The sequence below is a fragment of the Abyssibacter profundi genome, assembly GCF_003151135.1.
Classification (GTDB): domain Bacteria; phylum Pseudomonadota; class Gammaproteobacteria; order Nevskiales; family OUC007; genus Abyssibacter; species Abyssibacter profundi.
Genome location: NZ_QEQK01000001.1, coordinates 269,681 through 292,782, shown reverse-complemented (window position 1 = coordinate 292,782; position 23,102 = coordinate 269,681). Strand labels below are relative to the sequence as shown.

At 63.4% G+C, this 23,102-nt stretch carries 19 protein-coding genes; 11 read left to right on the top strand and 8 right to left on the bottom strand.

Going from position 1 to position 23,102, the window contains the following annotated elements:
* Positions 1–13: 13 nt before the first annotated feature.
* Entirely contained in the window at positions 14–1,477 is a 1,464-nt protein-coding gene (gene trpE / locus DEH80_RS01265) for an anthranilate synthase component I (RefSeq protein ID WP_109718652.1), read from the bottom strand.
* Entirely contained in the window at positions 1,474–2,151 is a 678-nt protein-coding gene (rpe, locus tag DEH80_RS01260; RefSeq protein ID WP_109718651.1) for a ribulose-phosphate 3-epimerase, read from the bottom strand. Before rpe ends, trpE begins: the two co-directional genes overlap by 4 nt.
* 116 nt (positions 2,152–2,267) lie before the next feature.
* On the opposite strand from rpe, the gene DEH80_RS01255 reads away from it, so the two are divergent.
* Positions 2,268–3,134: a phosphoribosylaminoimidazolesuccinocarboxamide synthase gene (locus DEH80_RS01255; RefSeq protein WP_109718650.1), complete on the top strand. Its 867-nt coding sequence runs from the start codon at positions 2,268–2,270 to the stop codon at positions 3,132–3,134.
* A 67-nt stretch (positions 3,135–3,201) separates the two neighbouring features.
* On the opposite strand, the gene DEH80_RS01250 is transcribed toward DEH80_RS01255, so the two are convergent.
* Positions 3,202–4,563: a S8 family serine peptidase gene (locus DEH80_RS01250; protein ID WP_165831225.1), complete on the bottom strand. Its 1,362-nt coding sequence runs from the start codon at positions 4,561–4,563 to the stop codon at positions 3,202–3,204.
* A 483-nt stretch (positions 4,564–5,046) separates the two neighbouring features.
* Here DEH80_RS01250 and DEH80_RS01245 point away from each other — a divergent pair, with 483 nt between their 5' ends.
* On the top strand, positions 5,047–7,236 hold the full coding sequence (locus DEH80_RS01245) for a hypothetical protein (protein ID WP_133249073.1): 2,190 nt from the start codon (positions 5,047–5,049) through the stop codon (positions 7,234–7,236).
* Between the two features lie 65 nt (positions 7,237–7,301).
* Positions 7,302–9,593 carry a S8 family peptidase gene (locus DEH80_RS01240; protein ID WP_109718647.1) on the top strand — a complete coding sequence of 764 codons (2,292 nt, stop codon included), beginning with the start codon at positions 7,302–7,304 and terminating at the stop codon, positions 9,591–9,593.
* A gap of 162 nt (positions 9,594–9,755) precedes the next feature.
* Here the strand turns inward: DEH80_RS01240 and DEH80_RS01235 are convergent, their stop codons facing one another.
* The 4 genes from DEH80_RS01235 to uvrA all read right to left on the bottom strand — a co-directional run bounded on the left by DEH80_RS01235 (position 9,756) and on the right by uvrA (position 14,354).
* Positions 9,756–10,670: a hypothetical protein gene (locus DEH80_RS01235; RefSeq protein WP_133249072.1), complete on the bottom strand. Its 915-nt coding sequence runs from the start codon at positions 10,668–10,670 to the stop codon at positions 9,756–9,758.
* Between the two features lie 133 nt (positions 10,671–10,803).
* On the bottom strand, positions 10,804–11,301 hold the full coding sequence (locus tag DEH80_RS01230; protein ID WP_109718645.1) for a hypothetical protein: 498 nt from the start codon (positions 11,299–11,301) through the stop codon (positions 10,804–10,806).
* Between the two features lie 12 nt (positions 11,302–11,313).
* Positions 11,314–11,520, bottom strand: coding sequence for a YdcH family protein (locus DEH80_RS01225; protein ID WP_109718644.1), 207 nt, complete (start codon positions 11,518–11,520; stop codon positions 11,314–11,316).
* A complete protein-coding gene (gene uvrA / locus DEH80_RS01220) occupies positions 11,517–14,354 on the bottom strand; it encodes an excinuclease ABC subunit UvrA (protein WP_109718643.1) in 2,838 nt (945 codons plus the stop codon). The genes DEH80_RS01225 and uvrA overlap by 4 nt, the downstream gene beginning before the upstream one ends.
* A 104-nt stretch (positions 14,355–14,458) precedes the next feature.
* Between uvrA and DEH80_RS01215 the strand changes: the two genes are divergently transcribed.
* From DEH80_RS01215 to lnt, 8 genes are all read left to right on the top strand, one after another.
* Complete coding sequence (locus DEH80_RS01215) at positions 14,459–15,637, top strand: MFS transporter (RefSeq protein ID WP_109718642.1); 1,179 nt, start codon at positions 14,459–14,461, stop codon at positions 15,635–15,637.
* Between the two features lie 64 nt (positions 15,638–15,701).
* Positions 15,702–16,217 (top strand): single-stranded DNA-binding protein, encoded by a 516-nt coding sequence (gene ssb, locus DEH80_RS01210; protein ID WP_109718641.1) that lies wholly within the window; start codon positions 15,702–15,704, stop codon positions 16,215–16,217.
* 113 nt (positions 16,218–16,330) lie between these two features.
* Positions 16,331–16,768, top strand: a complete 438-nt coding sequence (locus DEH80_RS01205) for a low molecular weight protein-tyrosine-phosphatase (protein ID WP_109718640.1) — start codon at positions 16,331–16,333, stop codon at positions 16,766–16,768.
* Between the two features lie 83 nt (positions 16,769–16,851).
* The gene (gene miaB / locus DEH80_RS01200; RefSeq protein ID WP_109718639.1) at positions 16,852–18,195 is read left to right on the top strand and encodes a tRNA (N6-isopentenyl adenosine(37)-C2)-methylthiotransferase MiaB; all 1,344 of its coding nucleotides are present in this window, start codon (positions 16,852–16,854) and stop codon (positions 18,193–18,195) included.
* A 23-nt stretch (positions 18,196–18,218) separates the two neighbouring features.
* A complete protein-coding gene (locus tag DEH80_RS01195; protein WP_243412721.1) occupies positions 18,219–19,193 on the top strand; it encodes a PhoH family protein in 975 nt (324 codons plus the stop codon).
* Complete coding sequence (gene ybeY, locus DEH80_RS01190) at positions 19,190–19,651, top strand: rRNA maturation RNase YbeY (RefSeq protein ID WP_109718637.1); 462 nt, start codon at positions 19,190–19,192, stop codon at positions 19,649–19,651. Before DEH80_RS01195 ends, ybeY begins: the two co-directional genes overlap by 4 nt.
* Positions 19,648–20,526: a CorC family transporter gene (locus tag DEH80_RS01185; protein ID WP_109718636.1), complete on the top strand. Its 879-nt coding sequence runs from the start codon at positions 19,648–19,650 to the stop codon at positions 20,524–20,526. The genes ybeY and DEH80_RS01185 overlap by 4 nt, the downstream gene beginning before the upstream one ends.
* A gap of 34 nt (positions 20,527–20,560) precedes the next feature.
* Positions 20,561–22,045, top strand: a complete 1,485-nt coding sequence (gene lnt, locus DEH80_RS01180; RefSeq protein WP_109718635.1) for an apolipoprotein N-acyltransferase — start codon at positions 20,561–20,563, stop codon at positions 22,043–22,045.
* Between the two features lie 2 nt (positions 22,046–22,047).
* Here the strand turns inward: lnt and DEH80_RS01175 are convergent, their stop codons facing one another.
* Positions 22,048–23,076 (bottom strand): DUF2804 domain-containing protein, encoded by a 1,029-nt coding sequence (locus tag DEH80_RS01175; RefSeq protein WP_207774371.1) that lies wholly within the window; start codon positions 23,074–23,076, stop codon positions 22,048–22,050.
* Positions 23,077–23,102 lie beyond the last annotated feature (26 nt).

Sequence of the window (23,102 nt, the reverse complement as noted above, 5' to 3'; positions counted from 1 at the left end):
AAACCGAGCGAGGTTAGTGGTGCCCTCGGCTGGCCTGCTGCGCGGCGCGGAGCACGGCCCGGGCCTTGTTCATCGTTTCTTCCCACTCGGTTTCGGGGACCGAGTCGGCGACGATGCCGCCGCCGGCCTGGACGTGCATCTGGCCGTTCTTGATGACCGCCGTGCGAATGGCAATGGCCAGGTCCATATCGCCCGAGAAGGCGAGATAGCCGACGGCACCGCCGTACACACCGCGCTTGACCGGCTCCAGCTCGTCGATGATTTCCATGGCCCGCACCTTGGGTGCACCGGACAATGTCCCCGCCGGAAAGGTGGCCTTCAGCGCGTCCATGGCCGTCAGACCCTCACGCAAGGTCGCCGTCACGTTGGAGACGATGTGCATGACGTGCGAATACCGCTCGATCACCATTTTGTCGTCCAGTTGCACGCTGCCGGTTTCGGCCACGCGGCCGACATCGTTGCGGCCCAGGTCGATGAGCATCAGGTGCTCGGCGATCTCCTTGGGGTCTTGCAACAGGTCCTGCTCCAGCGCCAGATCGGCCTCTGCAGTGGCGCCGCGTGGGCGGGTGCCGGCGATGGGTCGCACCGCAACCTGGCCATCCTCGACCCGGACCAGAATCTCGGGTGACGAGCCCACGACGTGGTGATCGCCAAATCGCATGAAATAGAGATAAGGCGATGGGTTCAGGCTGCGTAGTGCGCGGTAGACATCCAGGGGCTCGGCAGCAAAGGCCGTGGACAGGCGCTGGCTGGGCACCACCTGCATCACATCGCCAGCCCGGGTGTAATCTTTGATGCGTTCGACGGCCGCTTCGTAGCCGGCCTGGGTCAGTCCCGAGACAAAAGAGGCCTCACTGATGGCCTCGCCGCTGGGCGCATCCATCTCCGGCATGGCCAGCGGCTGGCGCAGGGTCTGAACCAGCGTGTCCAGGCGGGCGCGGGCGGCGGCTTCGCCCTCGGTATCGGCCGGGTCGTAGTGATCAATCAGGAAAAGCTTGCCGGCCAGGTTGTCGAACACCGCCAGGCGTTCGGCCACCATCAGCAGAATGTCGGGATTGTCGATGGGGTCTGGCTTGTCGACGTTCGCCAGCCGTGGCTCGATGAGCCGAACGATGTCATAGCCGAAGTAGCCGACCAGGCCGCTGGTCAGGCGCGGCAGGCCGGGCAGGTCGGGCACCTGATAGGCATCGGCGAAGGCCTGCACCCAGGCCAGCGGGTCTTCCGATTCGAAGCGCTCGAGTTCGCGCTCGCCCATGCGGCGGACGATTGTGTGACCGCGAATTTCCAGGGTTTCCTCGCAGGCCAGGCCGATAATCGAATACCGGCCCCAGCGCTCACCGCCCTGCACGGACTCCAGCAGAAAGGTCCAGGGCGCATTCGCCAGCTTGAGATAAGCCGATAGCGGCGTATCCAGATCCGCCAGAATCTCGCGGACCACTGGCGTGCGCTGGCGGATGGCCAGCGAGGCGTTGTTCATTGGCCGGCAGCCGCCAGTTCGTCGCGCATGGCAGCGATGGTTCTGGCATAGTCATCGGCGCCGAAAATTGCCGAACCGGCCACAAAAGTATCGGCCCCGGCTTCGGCGATCTGCCGGATGTTATTCACTTTGACGCCGCCGTCGATCTCCAGTCGGATGTCGCGCCCGGAGGCGTCGATGCGCGCGCGCACGTCGCGCAGCTTGTCCAAGGCCGAGTCGATGAAGCTCTGGCCGCCAAAGCCCGGGTTAACCGACATGATCAGCACGAAGTCCAGCCGATCCATCACATAGTCGAGGATGTGCGTCGGTGTGGCCGGGTTGAGCACCAAGCCGGCCTTGCAGCCGTGACTACGAATGAGTTGCAGGCTGCGGTCGACATGCTGGCTGGCTTCCGGATGAAAGCTGATCCAGCTGGCGCCTGCCTTGGCAAAGTCGCCAATCAACGCATCAACCGGCGTGCACATCAGATGCACGTCAATGGGTGCGGTGATGCCGTAGTCGCGCAGGGCCTGGCAAATCGGCGCGCCGAAGGTCAGGTTCGGCACGTAGTGATTGTCCATGACATCGAAGTGCACGACATCGGCGCCGGCATCGAGCACGGCCTGAACATCCTCACCCAGACGGGCGAGGTCGGCGGAGAGAATCGACGGCGCGATCAGCGGAGTTTGGCTCATGGGACAGACACCTGAAGCGGGCGCGAACTTTACCGGCTCGCGGCGGCTGCATAAAGTTCCGGGTTTCGGTGCCCAGTCACGGCGCCCGGCTTGACCACCAACGGATACGCTCACGCATGGAAGGCTTGCACACGCCTGAACTCGATCAGTTCGAGCTGGTTCACCGCGGCAAGGTTCGCGACGTTTACGCAGTGGACGACCAGCGCCTGCTGATCGTGGCCACCGACCGGCTGTCGGCCTACGACGTGATCCTGCCCGACCCCATCCCGGGCAAGGGCGAGATGCTGACCGGGATCTCCAACTTCTGGTTCAAGACCGTGGCCGCGGACATCCGGCACCACGTTCTGGACGAACCGCTGCCCGAGGGGCTACCGCAGGGTTTTCATGGCCGTAGTGTGCTGGCGCGCCGGCTCAAGCCATTGCCGGTCGAGGCCATCGTGCGCGGCTACATCATCGGTTCTGGCTGGCGGGACTACCAGCGCACCGGCCAGATCTGCGGCATCGACCTGCCCGATGGCTTGCAACAGGCTCAGCAACTGCCCGAGCCGATCTTCACGCCCAGCACCAAGGCCCAGGTGGGCGACCACGACGAGAACGTCAGTTTCCACGCCGTGGTGTCGGCCATCGGCCAGCCACTGGCGGATCGGGTGCGGGATATCGCCCTGGACATCTACGCCCGCGCGGCCGAGTTCGCGCGCGCGCGGGGCATCATCATCGCTGACACCAAAATGGAATTCGGGCTGGATGCCGACGGTGAGCTTTACCTGATCGACGAGCTGCTGACGCCGGATTCGTCGCGATTCTGGCCGGTTGATCAGTACCGGGTCGGTATCAGCCCGCCGAGCTTCGACAAACAGTATGTCCGCGACTACCTGGACACGCTGGACTGGAACAAGACCGCACCGGGTCCAACCCTGCCCACAACAGTGATCAACAACACGGTGGACAAGTATCGCGAGGCCTATCGGCGTCTGATGGGTTAGTCGCCCCCAGATGCGGAACGGCCTGCACAAGGCAGGCCGTCCGATACAAGGTCTTGGCTGGGCCGGGCTATCGGCTCAGCGCTTCCGTGACCGCGGCCACCACATCGACCAGGCCGTGGCCCTTGTCGAAGGACGTGCCCGTGGTGGGGTTGCTGGGGTCCTCCTCATAGGCGGCGCCGAAGGTGATTGGCCGGGCCGTGTCTTCAAGAATGTCTTCCACCTCGGCCGGCGTCAGCCCGGGGTTGGCTTGCAGCAACTGCGCGACAATGCCGGCAATATGCGGTGCGGCCATCGACGTGCCCGACAGCGTGAAATAGTCAAAGCTGCCAATGCCACCCGTGGCGCAGATCGGCAGGGTGGGCCGGCAAGGAGCCAGGATGTTCGCACCCGGTGCGGAAATGTCCGGATAGGTGTTCACCGCGCCATCCAGGCCACGGGACGAGAAGTCCGCCATCGGCCCGTTGGTAATCCCTGCGCCCTGGTCATCGTAGGCCGCCACGCAGATCACGCCCGGTGTCGGGTCGATGCAGGTCGGGCTGGTGCGCTGCACCGAGCCGTCGCCGCCATCGTTGCCCGCAGCGTAGACCACCACGATGCCGGCAGTGACCAGCGCCTTGTTGGCCAGCGACGTCGCGCTGCTCGGGTCGTAGGCTGCCGCCGCGCTGCCCCAGGAATTGTTCACCACGCGGATCGCCGGGCTCACCTGGTCATGGTTATCCAACACCCATTCCAGGCCGGCCAGCGCGTCGTGCATGCTGATGGCGGTGCCGCCGGAGATGCCATAAAGCGTCGCACCCGGCGCCGCGCCGTGGTTCAGCCCGTTCGAGGCCGCGCCGGTGCCGGCGACCGTGCCTGCCACATGCGTGCCGTGGCCGCCCGCGCTAATCGTGTCCGTGTCCTCGAAGGGCAGGGCAATGCCTGTCAGCGGCACCAACTTCACGTTGCCGCCCATCTGGCCGGTCAGGTCCGGGTGCGTGCCATCCACGCCGCTATCGACCACCGCGACGCCAACACCGCTGCCGTCATAGCTAACACCGCCCACGGCGCCCGCCAGCACATCGCTGCCACCCGTCGCCTGGTTCGAGGTGTCCAGGAAGTACTCCAGCGGCTGGTTGTACTCGATGCGGGACACCAGCCCGGTCGCAGCCAGGGCCTCGAACAGCGCCGGCGTGCCGGTCGCACCAAACACCCCGATCTGCTCGAACACGCCAGTCACATCCAGGCCCGCCACATCGGCGGCGGAGACAACGGTGTCGATCAGCCCGATCTGCTTGGGATGGACGATCGCTGTCACCGGGCCGGTGGCCTGCGCGACCTCGGCATCGACAATATCCGTCGTGCCGGTGAGCGCGTTCAACAACCCGGCCTGGGCGGCAGACGTGCATAAAAGGCCCAAAGCCAGGCCACTCGCCGTTGCGAGGGTCGTCATGGATCGTGTGGTCATAAAACGTACTCTCAATGGTCGTTTGCCAGCGCGAAATCAGCTGGTCAGTAAGGGAAATTTCGACCATTCGAGCCTACGGAGCCCCTGCTGCAGCCTCAATGAACAAAGTCCGGGGCGACTTGTAGGGATTTTCTGACAACTGCATGACGGTCGTGTCGAGTGGGTCATTCAATGCCAGCTAGGCTTGCTCGACGACGTGAGAAGAATGAAGCCCGCTCTCTTGGGAATCCGAAGTGTCCGGATTTCACCGTCTTTCTCGTTCAGTACGTAGAAGGGGCGGGTGCGCAGGCCTCTTGGGACCTTGTTGGCCATTTTTTGTTGTCAGGCCGTGAAATTCTAGACGTTCAATCCTTGTGGGAGCTTCGACTAGGCAATGGCAAATTGGCTCAACAATGTTGCGCTTGACTCCTGAACCCAATCCGGCCCAGGGCTCCTCGCGAGCCCATCTTCGCGCGGTAAATCAGACAAATGACATTCAACATTTTCCATAGAATAGCGATCAATTTAGAAAGGGGAGCCATGAGTAGGCACTTCCAATCACTGAAAAAAAAGAGTCGACTGCTGGTGTTTGCGGCGGTGGGTACGTTGGCACCTCTCACCAGCAACGCAGCGACCGTGTCGGGTGATGTGGACCCAGGATTCGGTCAGTCTGGATACCAGGAAAGAGTGCATTCCGAGCCCGCCTTTCGAAATCCGCAGGCGCTTGTGGAGTCCATGCGCGGTATCGATTACGCACAAGGTCTGGACAGAGAGGGAATCTTCTACCCGCACAATCAGAGCCTCTCCCTTTCTGGGCTGCTGCCCAACGGAACGGTCGACACAGAGGCTCCTCGCAACGGGTTCGGCGAGCTGCTCATTCAGGATGGGCGTGATCGGGAATTCGAACTGCTCGGCATCGTTATGGGGCGCGACAACAAGCGCTATGCCGCCCTGAGGACGCAGGACAACGGGCCGGCTGGCTACCTGGGGATTATCGGTGCTGACGGCGCCATTGAGCTGTCGACAAACGCAAGCGCGGAGGATTTAGGCACCATCCTGGCGATTGCAGGCACGGGTAATGGTGTGGCCCTGCTCGCAAACGGCGGAATTCATCGCTCTGATCCGAACTTCGATATCTTTATCGACGTGTATCGCGCGAATTATGGCTCCACCGCTCTCGAAAGAGAGACCATTGATACACGCGGGCAGAGTTGGTACGAGATCTTCGGTGCCGTCGGCTTAGGCGATGATCGTTTTGCAGTTTTGGTAAGTGAACTCGATGACCTCGCCTCTGATGACACATTTGAGACGCTGGCCTACGTTGTTGGCCCCGATAACCGGATTGACACGCGTTACGGGAATAACGGTGTCATTGATGCCATGCCGATCGAACACTCGGGAGACACGTTCGACGTCGAGTATATCGCTGCGGATCTTCAGGGCCGCCTGTATGTTGTGCGCAGTGGCAATCCGCAAGGCGGCACAGAAAACTTCACTCCCGGGCACATCACGCGTTATGCCGCGAACGGCGAACTCGACACCGGATGGGCAAGCCAAGGCGTGCTTGTGGCGCCAATGGCACGCAATGCGGCCCTGTTGTTCTTTGGTGAGGGGCGCATGCTTGTGCCTCATCATTTCAGGACCAATGGTGGCAGGCAATATGTCGTCACCGCTTACTCGGGCGACGGCTCTGTCGACACGAGCGTAGGCAATTCTGGCCAGCTCACGTTCGTGCTGACCAATGATCAGCCCAATGAACAGCATTACGGGGCTCAGATCGCATCCATTGGATCAAGTGGCGGAGCGCTGGTCACGGGCCACAAGACGGATGACGCCAATGGCGGGACTCACGCTGATTGGTTTGTTCGCACCGGGCCATTGGTGGATTTGTCGGCCGATCCTGTCTCGTTTGATCAGCCGACCGTCGACCCGGGGACGCAAGCCGAGTCGACAGCGGTGACCGTTAGCGGTCTACAGGATGGTGTGGCTGCCTTCGCCCAAATGGATTCCGGGGAGGTTTCAGTGAACGGCGGTGAGTTCGTGTCCGAGCCCCAGCTCGTCTCCAACGGGGATAGCATCCGGGTTCGACATGTTGCGTCTCCATCGCCGACAACGGACAAGACCACCTTCCTTCGTATCGGCGGCACCCCCATCCGGGCTACCGGAAAACAGACAAGGGGCTTTCGTTTCGTCCAACATGCCAACTATCAAGGTGGTGCGGGGCTTGCCAATGCAGACGAGTTTCCCTTCACCTCGACGACAACGGCGATTGATACCGAGATTGACCCGATCAGCTTCGATGCCGTCACGGGGGTTACGGGTGGACAGGAGGTCTTCTCCAACACCCAAACGATTACCGGCATCAACGCCACGGCCACGATTACCGTCACGGACGGGGGTGTCGTGGTCAATGGCACCCGTTTTTCAAGCGGCGTGGCGAATCTGGATGAGGGCGACGTCATTCGGCTCTTTACGAATGCCGCCCGTACTGCGGACACACAGAAACTCGTCGATGTCTCGATTAGTGGCGTGGTCCTGCAGTGGTCGGTCACTTCAGGTGAGGCCGCTCCGAGTGGTGGCGGCTCCGGCAGCCTCCCACTCCTGAGCCTGGTGCTCGGCCTGATCGCAGCGATCCGACTACGTGGCGCGGCGCGACTCAGCGACGGAGCGAAGGCCTAGCCAAGCGACGAAGCTTAGTTAGGCTCGCGCCTGCCAACACCTCGAACACTGCGGAAATTGAAATCATGCGCCTGTCCGTCGCCCTGCTGGGCTCAATTCTGTTCACATCCGTCTTCGCCGGACCCGTCCCCGATCAGGGCACACTGCCAAGTGATCACCACAAGGCGACCCTGCCGGCCTACGATGTGCCGGCCGGCCAAGCGCTCTCACTCACTGGCCAGCCGTCCGCTCCCGACGTGCTTGTCCGTGACGAATCGGGTCGGTTGATTCGATACACCGCGAACAGCGAAGTCATGACACTGCCGGTCCACTCTCGGGACATCCAGATTCAACTGGCCAACCCCCTCAAGGTGGATCTGCAATACCAGCGCTTGCCTGTCTCAGAAACTCGGCCAACGACCGCGCTCAATGTCGAGCGAATCATTCCCGGCCAGCTCTTGGTTCGCCGCGACCGGCCCGGCTCGCGCGGGCGACTGATCGAGCTGGCGGGCCTGGGTCGCGACGCAACGATCCTCGAGGCTCAGCGCATGCGCGCGTCCGGCCAGTATCGATACGTTGAGTTCAATTCGATCGTGATGCCGGCAGCCTATGAGAACCAGTGGATGTTGCAGACAGTCCGGCCCACCGGCGCTTGGCACTACACGACCGGCGGCGCGCGGGTGGCGGTGCTCGACACGACGTTCTGGCTGGAACATCCAGCCTTCGAAGGCGTGTTCAACTTGGCTGATAGATTCGACGCGAAGCCCAACACCGAGGACAACCGCGACGTGAGCGCACTCGCGCTTTACGAGCGCTCGGGTGTCCTACAAAACCATGGCTCTGGAACAGCGTCGATGGTCGCGACGGCCTTGGCCGCACACAGCGAGATCATGGGACTGGCCTACGGCAGCCCGATCACTCCGATCCAGATCGGGGCCGAGGATAGCGATGGCGGAACGGCTACAAACGTAATGATTGAAGCCATGCGATTTGCACTCGGCTTGCCGACAGACGCGGGGATTACTGCGTCGCAACCCGTGTCCGTCATCAACGTGTCCTACGAGGACAAGACAAGCTTTGAGTACGCCGCCGAAGCATACGAGGAAATCATCGCCGAGGGTGCCAACCTGGTGTTCTCGGTCGGGAACTCGTCGCTGCGCCGCAATCTCGCGCAGGACAAGGTGCCGGGCGTCATTTTGGTCGGTGCAGTCAAAAGCGACCTGACACGCGCACGATTCTCGAACACCTCACCAGACCTCGACCTCGTTGCGCCAGGCCGCTACGACGGCCAGTTGCGCTCCGGCGCTCACCTTGCTTCGGCGTATGAGCGAGACGGCCAGATTGTTCACTATATTAATGTCAACGGCGAAGGCACCTCCGTGGCCGCTCCGCAGGTCACAGCCGCAATCGCGCTCGCCTTCAGCTTACGTCCGGATCTGACGCCGCAGCAGATCGAGCAAATCATCCACGCGGGTACAGCAACCCGTGACACGGGGCCGGCGGGATTCGATGAAGACACCGGCTATGGCGTGTTGGACGCGACCCGGATGGTCCACGCAGCACGCGACTTCGGTCAGGGCGACGAAACCACACGCGACATCGACAACGATGGTGTCGTCGACCGCGATGATGTCGACGACGACGGCGACGGCGTTGCCGATGGAGATGATGCATTCCCAGCCGATCCGTCGGAGTCTCGGGATACCGATGGTGACGGGCTTGGCGATGATTTCGCCGACCTGGACGACGACGGCGATGGAATCCCCGATTCGCAGGACACCGATTTCGACAACGATGGCACCGACAACGACGCCGACGCGTTCCCGAATGACCCGTCAGAACAGTCCGATCTGGACGGTGATGGCGTTGGCGATAACGCCGATCCGGACCGCGATGGTGACGGAATGCCCAATGAGGCCGATGCCTTTCCAGACGACCCGGCCGAGGACAGCGACCTGGACGGTGACGGTGTTGGCGACAACGCCGACCCGGACCGCGATGGTGACGGAACGCCCAATGAGACCGATGCCTTCCCCGATGATGCAACCGAGCAGTCGGACACGGACAGCGACGGCATTGGAGATCGCGCCGATTCAGATGATGACGGAGACGGTGTGCCTGATGACGACGACGCCTTTCCGCTTGACGCCACCGAGCACTCGGATGCCGATGGCGATGGCGTCGGTGACCAGGCAGACAATGACGACGACAACGATGGCGTTGCCGATGAGCATGACTATGCGCCGCTCGATCCCGCGCAGTCAGCGCCTCCCGTAAACGAATCCGAAGGTGGAGAAGGCGCCGGCCCCATCAGCCTGATCTCGCTGATCATCTTGCTGGTTGCCGGGGGTCGCCGGCGCCAAATCCGGCGGCGTTAGTCGGCGGCGGGATTGAGGGGGTCGAAGCCTCTCGGCATGTAGAGACCGATGAGAACAGCAATAGGGGGCAGCGTTTTCCGGAAGCGCTTAAACCGTGGTCTGTCCCCTATTTCGCGATCGGAATCGGGTATGAGTTGGCGAATCGGACCGGACTGCATGAGACTAGCTGCCAGCACCCGGCTTGATGAACCGTCTGACCTGTCCCTGGTGGACAACCAAGGGTTCGGGCTGGGTCTCAGTCGGCGCTAGATAGCTGTAGAGCCAGGACGGACCACCGATCGAGGCCGCGAGAGCAAAATCCCGAGCACTTAGTGGAGTCTCTCCGGCTTTGCCCTGGATGGGTAGCAGGGATTGATTCGGGTCGATCTTGCGGGCGTAAACACCAATGCCCATTCGGCGATCCGACGAATCTGAACCGATGTCATGATTGCGCCATTCCCACGAAGCCACCCCAGCGGACGATTCGAATCCGCTCTCAACCTTTTGGGGGTTGTTGACTACGAAGAACATCTGGCAGAGCGTGGGTGCCTCGCAGCCCGGTCCCTCCAGCAAATCACGTTGCACCGGCTTGCCTCGCTTCATCAGTGTTCGGCGGGCAATGGAATACTCCGGCGGCAAGCCGGAGACGACCGCATCTCGTAGAACGGTTTTCATCGCAGCTTTCGCGTCTCGGCGCTTCGGCGCCATCGTTTGGGGCATCCAGGCAATGATGTGCGTCATCGTTGCCGGATGATCTCGGCCGGAGGGTGCGAAGAGGAAGTTGCCGAGCATCAGCCCGCCCAAGACGTCTGAACCTGTGCTAAAGAGCGTCGCAGCCAGCGAACCGTCAATAACTTTCCCTGCCGTCCGGACCCCGTGGGTTCCAGGCGCACGGCCGACATTGGCTTCATCAATGGCCTGATCCTTCAATGCCCCGTCATAACGCGTCAGTCCGCTTCGCAGTGCCAAGGACAGGGCGTCGGACACCTGTATGCCTGCCGGAGGCGCGGGTCGAACGGATCCCCCGGTGGCACAGCCGGCCACTAAGCCAATCACCAGCAGGCCCATCACCGAATAACGACTAGACTCACGACGCATGATCAATCAATCCCTGCGGAGTACAGCTCCGCCGATAATAAAGATTTCGTATCAAGTTAAAGGGGAAGCGCAGTCTTAAGAGACAAGTGCAACATTATCCGAAAAGAGCGTTGCGATGTCGCTGATTGATACTTCAGCCCGCCTCGCGCAACAGCGCACACATCCGTGCTGCTTCCGGTGCCGGAAAATGCCAAGTCCGAAGTTGCTGTTCTCCTCCACTGCCCGTAGGCATCTGGAATCGCACGGTCAGGCTGGGTCCTTGGTAGCCCCACTGGCTGAAGTGGTGTGCGTAGGGGTCGGTGGGGTCTATGCGTGGGTGGGCGCTGCTCGGATCTGGGCTGTGGATTTCGATGGACTGAATATCGCGTTGCGCGACCTGGGTGGCGAAGCTGTCGCGGGGGCGTCGTAGGCGTAGGACACGGCCCTCTGGGCCTTCTTCAACGCGTGTTTCCAACGTCCAGCGGTGCCGTAGTAGCAGGTAGGTAGCGAGGGGCAAAGCCAGGTGGATCCAGAGCGGTGCGATGGGGTGGATGATTGCCGCAATGCCGGCACTCAGGGTCAGGCCCAGCAGGGCGCAGAGCCAGCGCGGAGACCGGGCGTGTTGCCGTAGTAGGACGGTACGGCGGGCCATTAGGACGGCTGGTCAGGCGTCCAGGTTGGGGATGAGCATGGATTCCAGCCGAGCAATGGTGTCCTTGAGCTGAAGTTTGCGCATTTTCAGCCGTCGCAGTTCGAGCTGGTTGCAGTAGAGCTGCAGCTCCATCTCCATGATGGCGTGGTCGAGCTGGCGGTGCTCGGCGCGAAGATCACGCACGCGGGCTTTGAGTTCGGTGCGTGAGTACTGCGTCATGCCGGTTCGGCCTCGCGCTGGAGCAGCGGCGCAAGAAAGCGCCCGGTATGGGAGGCCTCGATGGCTGCGACATCCTCGGGCGTGCCCGTGGCCACGACGGTGCCGCCGCCGTCGCCGCCCTCAGGACCCATGTCAATGATCCAGTCGGCGGTTTTGATGACATCTAGATTGTGCTCGATCACGACCACGGTGTTCCCGGCATCTCGAAGTCGGGAGAGTACCGTGAGTAGCTGGGCAATATCGTGAAAATGCAGGCCGGTGGTGGGTTCGTCGAGGATGTACAGCGTTTTGCCGGTGTCGCGCTTGGATAATTCCCGCGCCAGCTTCACACGCTGGGCCTCGCCGCCGGATAGCGTGGTCGCGTTCTGCCCCAGCTTGACGTACGACAGCCCCACCTCCATCAGCATTTCCAGCTTGCGGCGCAGCACGGGCACAGGCTGGAAGAAAGCGGTGGCCTCCTCGACGGTCATGTCGAGCACATCGGCAATGCTGCGGCCCTTGTACTGGATGTCCAGCGTCTCGCGGTTGTAGCGCGCGCCCTTGCAGACATCGCAGGGCACGTAGACATCGGGGAGAAAATGCATCTCCACCTTGATGACGCCATCGCCCTGACAAGCCTCACAGCGACCACCCTTTACGTTGAACGAGAAGCGACCGGGCTTGTAGCCGCGAGCGCGTGCCTCGGGGACGCCGGCGAACAGGTCGCGAATGGGCGTGAACAGGCCGGTATAGGTGGCCGGGTTAGAGCGCGGTGTGCGGCCGATGGGGCTTTGGTCGATGTCGATGACCTTGTCGAAGTGCTCCATGCCGTGAATGGCCCGGGCCGGCGCGGCATGCAGATGCGCGCGGTTGAGCTCGCGAGCAGCGTGCTTGTAGAGCGTTTCGTTGATGAGTGTGGACTTGCCCGAGCCCGACACACCGGTGATGCAGACCATTAGCCCCACCGGAATCTTGACCGTCACGTTTTGCAGGTTGTTGCCCGTGGCGCCCTCGATAATCAGCGACTGTTTGGTGTTAGGGCGATGACGCTGCTCGGGCACGGCAATGGCTTTGCGCCCGCTGAGGTAGTCGCCGGTCAGTGATTCGGGCGCGGCTTCCACATCTTGCGGGGCGCCCTGCGCAACGACCTGGCCGCCATGCACCCCGGCGCCGGGGCCGATGTCGATGACATGGTCGGCCAGCCGAATGGCGTCTTCATCATGCTCGACCACCAACACGGTGTTGCCGAGATCGCGCAGGCGGAACAGCGTGTCCAGCAGGCGGCGGTTGTCGCGCTGGTGCAGGCCGATGGACGGTTCATCCAGTACGTACATCACGCCGACCAAGCCGGCACCGATCTGGCTGGCTAGGCGAATGCGCTGAGCCTCGCCGCCGGACAGCGTGTCGGCGCTGCGGGAGAGGGTCAGGTAATCCAACCCGACATCGACCAGAAAACGCAGGCGCTCGCCGATTTCCTTGAGGATGGGGCGGGCGATCTCCGCATGGCGGCCGCGCAGGTCCAGCGCGGTCATTTCCTGCTGGGCTTCGCGCACCGAGGTGCGGACCAGCTCGGGCAGGCGACGCCCGTCAACCTTTACATGCCGCGCCGCCCGGTTCAGGCGTTCGCCGTCGCAATCCGGACAGGCCTTGTTGGCGAGGTATTTGGCCAGCTCCTCGCGCACCGCGACGGAATCGGTTTCGCGATAGCGGCGCTCCATGTTGGGGATGATCCCCTCGAAGCGGTGTCGCCGCGTGCGGGTGCGGCCACCCTGGCCGGGGTAGGTGAACTCGATGGCATCGCGTCCGCTGCCGTAGAGCACCACCTGCTGGATGTCGTCGGGCAGTTCGTCGAACGGGGTGTCCAGATCAAAGTCGTAGTGGGCGGCCAGCGATTCGATCAACGAGTAGAAATAAGCATTGCGCTTGTCCCAGCCACGAATCGCGCCGTCGCCGAGCGGGACATCCGGGTGGGCCACCACACGGTCGCGGTCGAAGACCTGCAACTGGCCCAGGCCGTCGCAGGTCGGGCAGGACCCGGTGGGGTTGTTGAACGAGAACAGCCGGGGCTCCAGCTCGCCAATGGCCCAGCCGCAGACCTTGCAGGCATAGCGCGATGAGAACGTGAGCGACTCGCCCTCGCGGTTGTACGGGGCCAGCGTCGCGACGCCATCGGCCAGATTCAGGGCCGTCTCGAACGATTCGGCCAGGCGTTGTTTGAGGTCGGCGCGAATCTTGAAGCGGTCGACCACGGCCTCGATCGTGTGTTTGGTCTTCTTGTTGAGTTCCGGTGCCTCGTCCAGTTCGACCACGGTGCCGTCGATGCGGGCACGGATGAACCCCTGGCTGCGCAGCTGCTCGATGATTTGCTTGTGCTCGCCCTTGCGGCCATCAACCACCGGCGCCAGCAGCATCCAGGCCGAGCCTTCGTCCTGCTCCAGCGTCTTGTCGACCATCTGACTGACCGTCTGCGCGATCAGCTCGCCGCCGTGGTCTGGGCAGGACGGAATCCCCGTTCGCGCGAACAGCAGGCGCAGGTAGTCGTAGATCTCCGTCACGGTGCCCACGGTCGAGCGCGGGTTATGCGACGTGGATTTCTGCTCGATGGAGATGGCGGGCGATAGCCCCTCGATGGAATCGATGTCGGGCTTTTCCATCATCGACAAAAACTGCCGCGCATAGGCCGACAGGCTTTCGACATAGCGTCGCTGGCCTTCGGCATAAATCGTGTCGAAGGCCAGGGATGACTTGCCGGAGCCGGACAGCCCGGTGATGACGATGAGCCGGTCGCGCGGCAGGGTCAGGTCGACGTTACGCAGGTTGTGCGTGCGCGCACCGCGAATCTCGATGGTGTCCATGAGGACAAGGGCCCTGTGGCAGGTGAAACGGGGAGTAATCCACAAGTTTAGCAGTCTGCCGGGTGATACCATGCACAGGCCATATCGCCTGAGAAATCCCCTGAATGAATGCACTTGAACGCCGCGCTGTCGGCGGTCTGGCGCTGGTCTACTGGCTACGCATGCTGGGCCTGTTCATGGTCTTGCCGGTGCTGGCGGCCTATGCCGACGACTACGCCGGGGCCACCCCGATGCTGGTCGGTCTGGCAGTGGGGATTTACGGACTAACTCAGGCCTTGCTGCAGTTGCCGTTCGGGCTGGCCTCGGATCGCCTGGGGCGCCTGCCGGTCATCATCGTGGGGCTTGGGGTCTTTCTGCTCGGCAGCTTGCTGGCGGCCTCGGCGGACTCCATCGAAATGCTGATCGCCGGTCGAGCCCTGCAGGGGGCCGGTGCGGTGGCTGCGGCCATTAACGCCCTGCTGGCTGACCTGACACGGCCCGCCGTGCGCACCACGGCCATGGCGATTCTGGGCATTTCCATTGGCATGGCCTTTTTGATTGCACTGATGATCGGGCCCGTCTTCACCGCCTGGCTCGGGCTGGCCGGGGTGTTTCATCTGGCGGCTGGGTTTGCCCTGGTCTCGATGCTGGTGCTGTGGCTGATGGTCCCGCGCCCGCAGCGGCGTGAGCCCACCGGTTTGCTCACAGGGTTGCGTGCGGCGTTTGCCGATCGCCGGCTGCATCCGCTTTACGGCGGAATTTTCGTGCTGCACGCGGCCATGACCGCCGTCTTTGTGGCCGTACCGGTGCTGCTCAGCCGACGGCTGGGCGTGGATGCGGCAGATCAGTGGTCGGTGTTTGCCCCGGCCATGCTGTTATCCATCCTGCCGTTGCCCGTGTTGATCTGGCTGGCCGAGCGCAAAGGCCATCAGGCCAGCGTGGTACTGGGCTGCATCGTGCTGGCCGCCGTGGCGCTGGTTGGAATGACCCAGGTCGGGAGCACGGGCGCCATGCTGCTGGCACTTTGTCTGTACTTCTCCGGTTTCAACTTGCTGGAAGCGTCGATGCCATCGCTGGTCTCGCAGGCGGCGCAGGCAGACGCCCGGGGTGCGGCGCTGGGCATGTATTCCACGTCGCAGTTTCTGGGGGCATTCGCCGGCGGCGCGCTGGGCGGCTGGATCATGGGCGGCTGGGGGCTGGACGCGGTGCTCATCGTCGCTGGCGGGTTGCTCGCGGCCTGGCTGGTGTTTGCCCCCCGAACGCCGTGGCGGATTCCGGCCGCTGCCTCCGGACGCACTGGCTAGGACTGCGCTGCTCCGGGTACGCTATCCGGCTTTCCATCACCGATTTCATCGCAGGGGTTCTCGCATGGCGCGCGGAGTCAACAAGGTCATTCTCGTCGGCAATCTCGGAGCCGACCCGGAAACACGGCGCATTCCGAGCAGCGGAGCCCAGGTCACCAACATCCGAATTGCGACCTCGGAAACCTGGCGCGATAAGCAGTCGGGCGAGCAGAAAGAGCGCACCGAGTGGCATGCCGTGGTCTTTTTCGGGCGTCTGGCGGAGATTGCTGCCGAATATCTGCGCAAGGGTTCGCAGGTGTATGTCGAGGGCTCGCTGCGCACACGTAAGTGGCAGGGCAACGACGGTCAGGATCGCTACACCACGGAAATTGTCGCCAACGAGATGCAAATGCTCGGCGGTCGCGGCGGCTCGGGCGGCGGCGGTGGTGGAGGCAACTATGGCGGCGGATCCGGTGGCGGCTATGGCGGTGGCCAGGGCGGCGGTGGCGGCGGCTATGGCGGTGGCAACCGTTCGGGTGGTGGCAATGCCCCGCAGCCTGCGCCGGTCGATGACTTCGGCGACGACGACATTCCGTTCTAAAGCGTTAATCGGGGGCCGGTTGCGACGGGGCGAGCCCCGCGCTCTGGCAGGTCATGGCGGGGCGATCGCGGCTGGTCGCAACCCGCCAGCTCAAACAGCGGTGAAGCCGAGCCATGTTCAATCGATTTCTTGTCGTCTGCACCGGCAATATCTGCCGGAGCCCCATGGGTGAATACCTGCTCAAAGAGCGGCTGGCCGATCGGCCCAATGCCGTTGTGGAGTCGGCGGGCGTCGGCGCGCTGGTCGGACATCCGGCCGATCCGCTGGCCCTGGAGATCATGCAGGAGAACGGTCTGGATGCCAGCGGCCACCGCGCGCGCCAGATTAATCAGGACATGATTGCCGGTTCGGATCTGATTCTGGTGATGGACAAGGGGCATATGAAGTGGATTCATCAGAATTTTCCGATGTCCCGCGGCCGTGTGCATCTGATCGGCCGCTGGCGCGACAATGCCGAGGTGGCCGATCCGTATCGCCGGCCCCGCGCGGCCTTTGAGCAGGCCTGGCGCGATACCGCCGCCGCGGTCGATGACTGGTTGACCAAGGTCTAAGGCTAGCGCCGCCGGGCGGCTCACGGCACAACGCCTGCTCTTCATCCCTTATACTGCCGGGTTCTTTCGAGCCCTGAATCGTCATGCCGCGCGGCAAGCTATACATCAAGACCTTTGGCTGTCAGATGAACAGCTATGACTCGGACAAAATGGCCGATGTCCTGGCCCGTTCACATCAGCTGGACCGCACTCACAATCCCGACGAGGCCGATGTGTTGCTGCTCAACACCTGTTCGGTGCGTGAGAAGGCCCAGGAGAAAGTGTTCTCCGAGTTGGGCCGCCTGCGGCCGCTCAAGGATCGCAATCCGGGGTTGCTGATCGGCGTGGGTGGCTGTGTGGCGTCCCAGGAAGGCGACGCCATCGCGGACCGTGCGCCTTATGTGGATCTGGTGTTCGGCCCGCAGACGGTGCACCGCCTGCCCGAGATGGTCGACCAGGCGCGTGCCAAGCGCCGCACGGTGGTGGACATCTCCTTCCCCGAGATCGAAAAATTCGACAACCTGCCCGAGCCGCGTGCGGAAGGGCCGACGGCCTTCGTGTCGGTGATGGAAGGCTGCAGCAAGTACTGCACCTTCTGCGTCGTGCCCTACACCCGCGGCGAGGAGATCAGTCGTCCGCTGGACGACGTGCTCACCGAGGTGGCCCAGCTGGCCGAGCAGGGCGTGCGGGAAATTACCTTCCTGGGCCAGAACGTCAATGCCTATCGCGGGGCGATGGCCGATGGCGCAACCGCCGACCTGGCATTGCTCATCCACTACACGGCTGAGATGCCCGGCATCCAACGGATTCGGTTTACGACGTCGCATCCAGCCGAGTTCACGGATGATCTGATTGCCGCCTATGCGGAGGTGCCCAAGCTGGCCGGCTACCTGCACTTGCCGGTGCAGGCCGGCTCGGATCGCATCTTGGCGATGATGAAGCGCGGTCATACCGCCGCCGAATACCTGGACAAGGTGCGCCGCCTACGCGAAGCGCGACCGGATATCGCACTGTCCACGGACATTATCGTGGGCTTTCCGACCGAATCGGACTCGGATTTCGCCGCGACCATGAACGTGATCCACGAGGCGGGCTTCGACCACGCCTTCTCGTTCAACTACAGCCCGCGCCCTGGCACGCCGGCGGCCAATCTGGCCGATACGGTGCCGGCTGACGAGAAGTCCAAGCGCCTGCAGATTCTGCAGAACCGGGTGCGCCAGCAGGGCATGGCCTATGCCGAGGCGTTGGTCGGGACCACCCAGCAGGTGCTGGTCGAGCGTGCGTCGGTGAAATCGCCGAACCAGATGGCGGGACGTGCCGGCAACAATCGCTGGGTGAACTTCGATGGCGATGCGGCTCTGATCGGCCGGATGGTGGATGTCGTGATTACCGAGGCGCTGCCGAACTCATTGCGTGGTCGCATGGTCAGTCATTCCGTCGCCGCCTGATTACCTGTTTTATGGATCCCTCTGTGACTGCCCCGACGTTGCGCCCTCGCGATGTGGTGCTGCTGCCGGCCGACAATGCCCGGCTGGCCCGTCTTTGCGGGCCGGTCGACGCGCATCTGCGTGAAATCGAACAGCGCCTGGGCGTTGAGGTGCGCAATCGCGGCAACCGTTTTCAGCTGGTGGGCGAAGACGAGGCCTGCGACATGGCCGAAACGGTGCTCCGTGAGCTGCACAAGCGCGCCACGGGCGATTTGGGCACGGAAGATGTGCATATGGCCCTGGCGACGGTGCGCGCCGAATTCTCCGAGCGCGCAACCGGTGCGGCGACGTCTGCCGGCGAAGGACGCCCGGTACGGGCGCGGCGCGTGAGCATCAAGGGCCGGACGCCGAACCAGCGGCGGTACATCGAGAACATCCGCAAGAACGATCTGAATTTCGGGATCGGACCTGCCGGCACCGGCAAGACCTACCTGGCCGTGGCGACCGCGGTCGAGGCGCTGGAAACCGAGCGGGTGCGCCGGCTGGTGCTGGTGCGACCGGCGGTCGAAGCCGGCGAGCGGCTGGGTTTTCTGCCGGGCGACCTCGCCCAGAAGATCGACCCTTACCTGCGGCCCCTGTACGACGCACTGTACGAAATGCTCGGCCATGACCGTGTGGCGCGACTGTCAGAGCGCGGCGTCATCGAAATGGCGCCGCTGGCGTATATGCGTGGCCGCACGCTCAACGAGTCGTTCATCATCCTCGATGAGGCGCAGAACACCACCGTCGAGCAGATGAAGATGTTCCTGACCCGCATCGGCTTCGGCTCCACGGCCGTGGTGACAGGCGATACCTCGCAGGTCGATCTGCCCCGGGGCCAGCGGTCCGGTCTGCGGCATGCTGCCGAGCTGCTCAAGGACGTGGACGGCATCAGCTTTGCGCGATTCCAGGCCAAGGACGTTGTGCGCCATCCGTTGGTCCAGCGCATCGTCGACGCCTACGATCGGGAGGACGCATGAGTCTGGACCAGGTCGACTGGGCCGTGCAGCGGCTGTGCGACGACGCGCTGACGCCCAGCGATGAGGATTTTGCGCGCTGGCTGGCGGCCGTGGATGCTGCCGTGCCGCTGTCCGGAGAGCTGACGCTACGCCTGGTCGACAGCGAGGAAAGCCAGACACTGAATCACCAGTGGCGTGGTAAGCCACGCCCCACCAACGTGCTGTCCTTTGGCTATGGCGACATGCCCGAGCTGCTGGGCGACCTGGTCTTCTGCGTGCCGCTGGTGGCCGACGAGGCCCAGGCGCAAGCCAAGCCCTGCCTAGACCACTGGGCCCATCTGACCATCCACGGCCTACTGCATCTGTCCGGCTATGACCACGAGTTGTCATCCGAGGCAGAGATCATGGAGGCTCAGGAAATCGCCATTCTGGCGACGCTGAACATATCCAACCCCTACGAGACACCACACGCCGCATGAACGATTCGGAACCTCCCAGTTCGACCGAGCAGGATTCTTCAGACAACTGGCTGCGCCGGCTTGGCCGCAGCCTCGGTGGCGCCCCGCGCAACCGGGAAGACCTGCTCGCCACGCTTCGCCAGGCAGAAAGCGATGAACTGATTGATCGCGACGCCCGCTGGATGATTGAGGGCGTGCTCGAAGTCGCGGAGACGCAGGTCCGCGACATCATGATTCCGCGCGGGCAGATGGTCGTGATCGAGGCCGACGCCGATCTCCATGCGGTGGTTAACACCGTGGTGGAATCGGGGCATTCGCGTTTCCCCGTGATCGGCGAGAGCCGGGACGAGGTGATCGGAACCCTGCTCGCCAAGGATTTGCTGCGTTACATCCGGGCCGCTGGTTTGGACAGCGAGGCCGGGTTCGACGTGCGCAGTGGCATGCATCCGGCGGTGTTCGTGCCCGAGTCCAAGCGACTCAATGTCTTGCTGAAGGAATTCCGATCCAGCCGCAATCACATGGCGGTGGTGGTGGACGAGTACGGCGGCGTCGCCGGACTGGTCACCATCGAGGATGTGCTCGAGCAGATCGTCGGAGAGATCGACGACGAGTACGACGAAGCCGAGGGTGCCTACATTCTGCGCCAGGACGATGAGCGTTACCTGGTGCGGGCGCTGACACCGGTGGAGGAGTTCAACCGCTACTTCGGTTCGGAGTTCTCTGACGAGGAGTTCGATACGGTGGGTGGTCTGGTCACCCATGCGTTCGGGCGGCTGCCGTCGCGTGGGGAATCGGTGTCCATCGACCCGTTCAACTTCACGGTGCAGCGCGCCGACTCGCGTCGGGTGCAAACCCTGCAAGTGGTGCTGGTCGACACGGCGGAGAGCGAAGACTGAACCCAGGGACTCAGGCCCGCCGGATGCGCTGCGCATGATCTGGCGACTGCTGGCTGCCCTGGCCCTCGGCGGCGGGGCAACGTTGGGATTTGCCCCGTTCGGCTGGTGGCCGCTGACGGTCCTGGCCGTGGTGGCGTGGCTGCTGTTGCTGCGCGATCGGTCCACAGCGCGGGTTGCGCTGCTGGCCTTTGCCTTTGGTTTGGGGCACTTCGTCTCGGGAATCTATTGGGTCTTTTACTCCACCGTCTATTACGGCAACGCGGCGCCTTGGATGGGCGCGATGCTGGTGGTGCTGCTGGCCGGCGTACTGGCGCTGTTTCCGACGGTGCTGCTTGCGCTGGCGCGGTGGCTGGTGCCCACGGCCTCGCGGTTGTGGCCGGTGGCTGTTGCGTTGGGCTGGCTGGCCTCTGAGCTGATTCGCGGCACGGTATTGGAAGGCTTTCCCTGGCTGTCCACGGGGTACGCGTTTATCGACACGCCGTTACGCGGCTTGGCGGCCGTGGCCGGGGTGCATGGCATCAGTGCCGTGCTGTGGCTGGGTTGTGCGAGCCTGGTTGCGCTGCTGCAGCCACCGCATTGGCGCGGTCACGCGGTGATCGGGCTTGCAGCGCTTGTGATCGCAGTGGCGTGGCCCCGGCCCTCCAGCTGGACCCAGGACGACGGCCCGCCGCTGGATGTGGCACTGATTCAGGGCAACGTGGCTCAGGCCGATAAGTGGCGGCCCGGGCAGGCCCCCATCATTGCCCGCCGCTACGAGCAACAAACCGATGCGGTGCTGGGTGCCGATTTGATTGTCTGGCCCGAAGTCGCGGTGCCGTACACCTATCCACAGATCCGCGACGGCTATCTGGCGCGGATTGGTGAGCGCGCGGCGGCCGCCGGCTCGGCGGTGGTCGTGGGCACGTTGATTCCCAACGACGATCGCACGCAGATGCTCAACAGCGTGGTCGGTATTGGCGCCACGCAGGGCACCTACCTCAAACGCCACCTCGTACCGTTCGGCGAGGTGTTCCCGCTGCCGGATTTCATGCGCCCGCTCCTCGATGTGGTGGATTTGAAGTTTGCCAACCTGGACACGGGCCCGGCCGGACAGGCGCATTTTCCGGTCGGGCATACCCAGGCTTCGATCTCGATTTGTTTCGAGGATGTCTTTGGCGACGAGATTGCGCGCGAGGGCCGGGGCTCGGGGCTGCTAATCAATGTGACCAACGATGCCTGGTTCCATCGCTCGACCGCCGCGCCGCAGCACCTGCAGATTGCCCGCATGCGTGCGGCCGAAACCGGCCGGCCGCTGCTCAAGGTGGCACAAACCGGGTTGACGGCGATGATCGGTCCGGATGGCGAGGTGCAGCGTCAGCTGCCGTGGTTTGAACTGGCGACGCTGCGCGGATCAGTGCAGCCGGTGGCCGGACACACGCCGTACATGCGCTGGGATGATCGGCCGCTGTGGTGGGGCTGCCTGTTGGGCGCGTTGCTACTGCTGGGCTGGCGGCGTTACGGGCAGCGGGCCGGTTCCTAGCGCTACCAGCGAGCGAACTGGTCTTCGCAGAATCCCGGGACCTGCGTGATCTCGATGGCGTCGTGGCCGGGCGGCTGCAGGCGGCCGGAGAAAAAGCCGAAGTCCTGGCGAAAATCACTGGCGATGAGTCCCGCGTTCAGCCGTTCGGTGTGGCGACCGCAGGGGACAAACTGCAGATCCAGGGTGCCGCAAGCACTGCGGACCGTCCACGCAGCGGTGAGGTCGTCGCGGCGGAAGTCGAAATGCGTCGGGCCGACGGCAATGCGTGCCCCGTCGAGCCACAGGCAGTTTTCCGAAAAACTGGTTTCGTTGACCCCGCAGGAGACGTTGAGGCCCAGGCGGCGTTCGCCCACCTGGGCGGAAAAACAGGCCCAGTTCCAAAAGGTTTCCCGTCGCATAAAGCCGGCGGAGTAATCATGGTGGGCAAAGGCCCCGATTTCCCCCAGGTCACGCGTGACACCGGCGCCCGTGACCTGGCCGTAGACCCGCGTGCCCGCAATCTTGCGGGCATACACCCAGCCGTTGCGCGCCGTCTGCGTGCAAAGCGACATCGGCTGGCAATGGTCCGGGCCCTCGGCAAAGCTGGCATCGATCTCCAGCCCGGACCGCGTCTCCACCTGTAACGCGCGACCGGCGGCGGAATATCGCAAATGGGCTGTTGCGCGGCGGCAGTGCAAATGGCTGTGGCCGGTGACAGGCTGGTGGGTTAGATGCAGGCCGCGCCCCAGCGGGCGGCGGATGCTGATGGACTCCATGGCGCCGGTCGATGGTACATAGACATACATGAACGCCGCGCCCACCCAGCCCAGGTCGGCCAGGGCACAGCCGGCGAACAGGTCTGGGGCCACGATGCCGAAGTACTCGAACTGCTTATAGGCCAGTCGCCGTCTCAGCCGGCCGTGGCGTCGGCCAAGCGGGCTGCAGTAGTCGGCGTCGCGCCAGTCAACGCGGTCGGGTGTCTGCTCGAACACGCCCAGGGCAGGGCGGCCGTTGGCATCCAGCAATGAGTGCATGGGCGGGGGTTGCGTCATTCGGTATCCTTGCGCGCCTTTCCCTA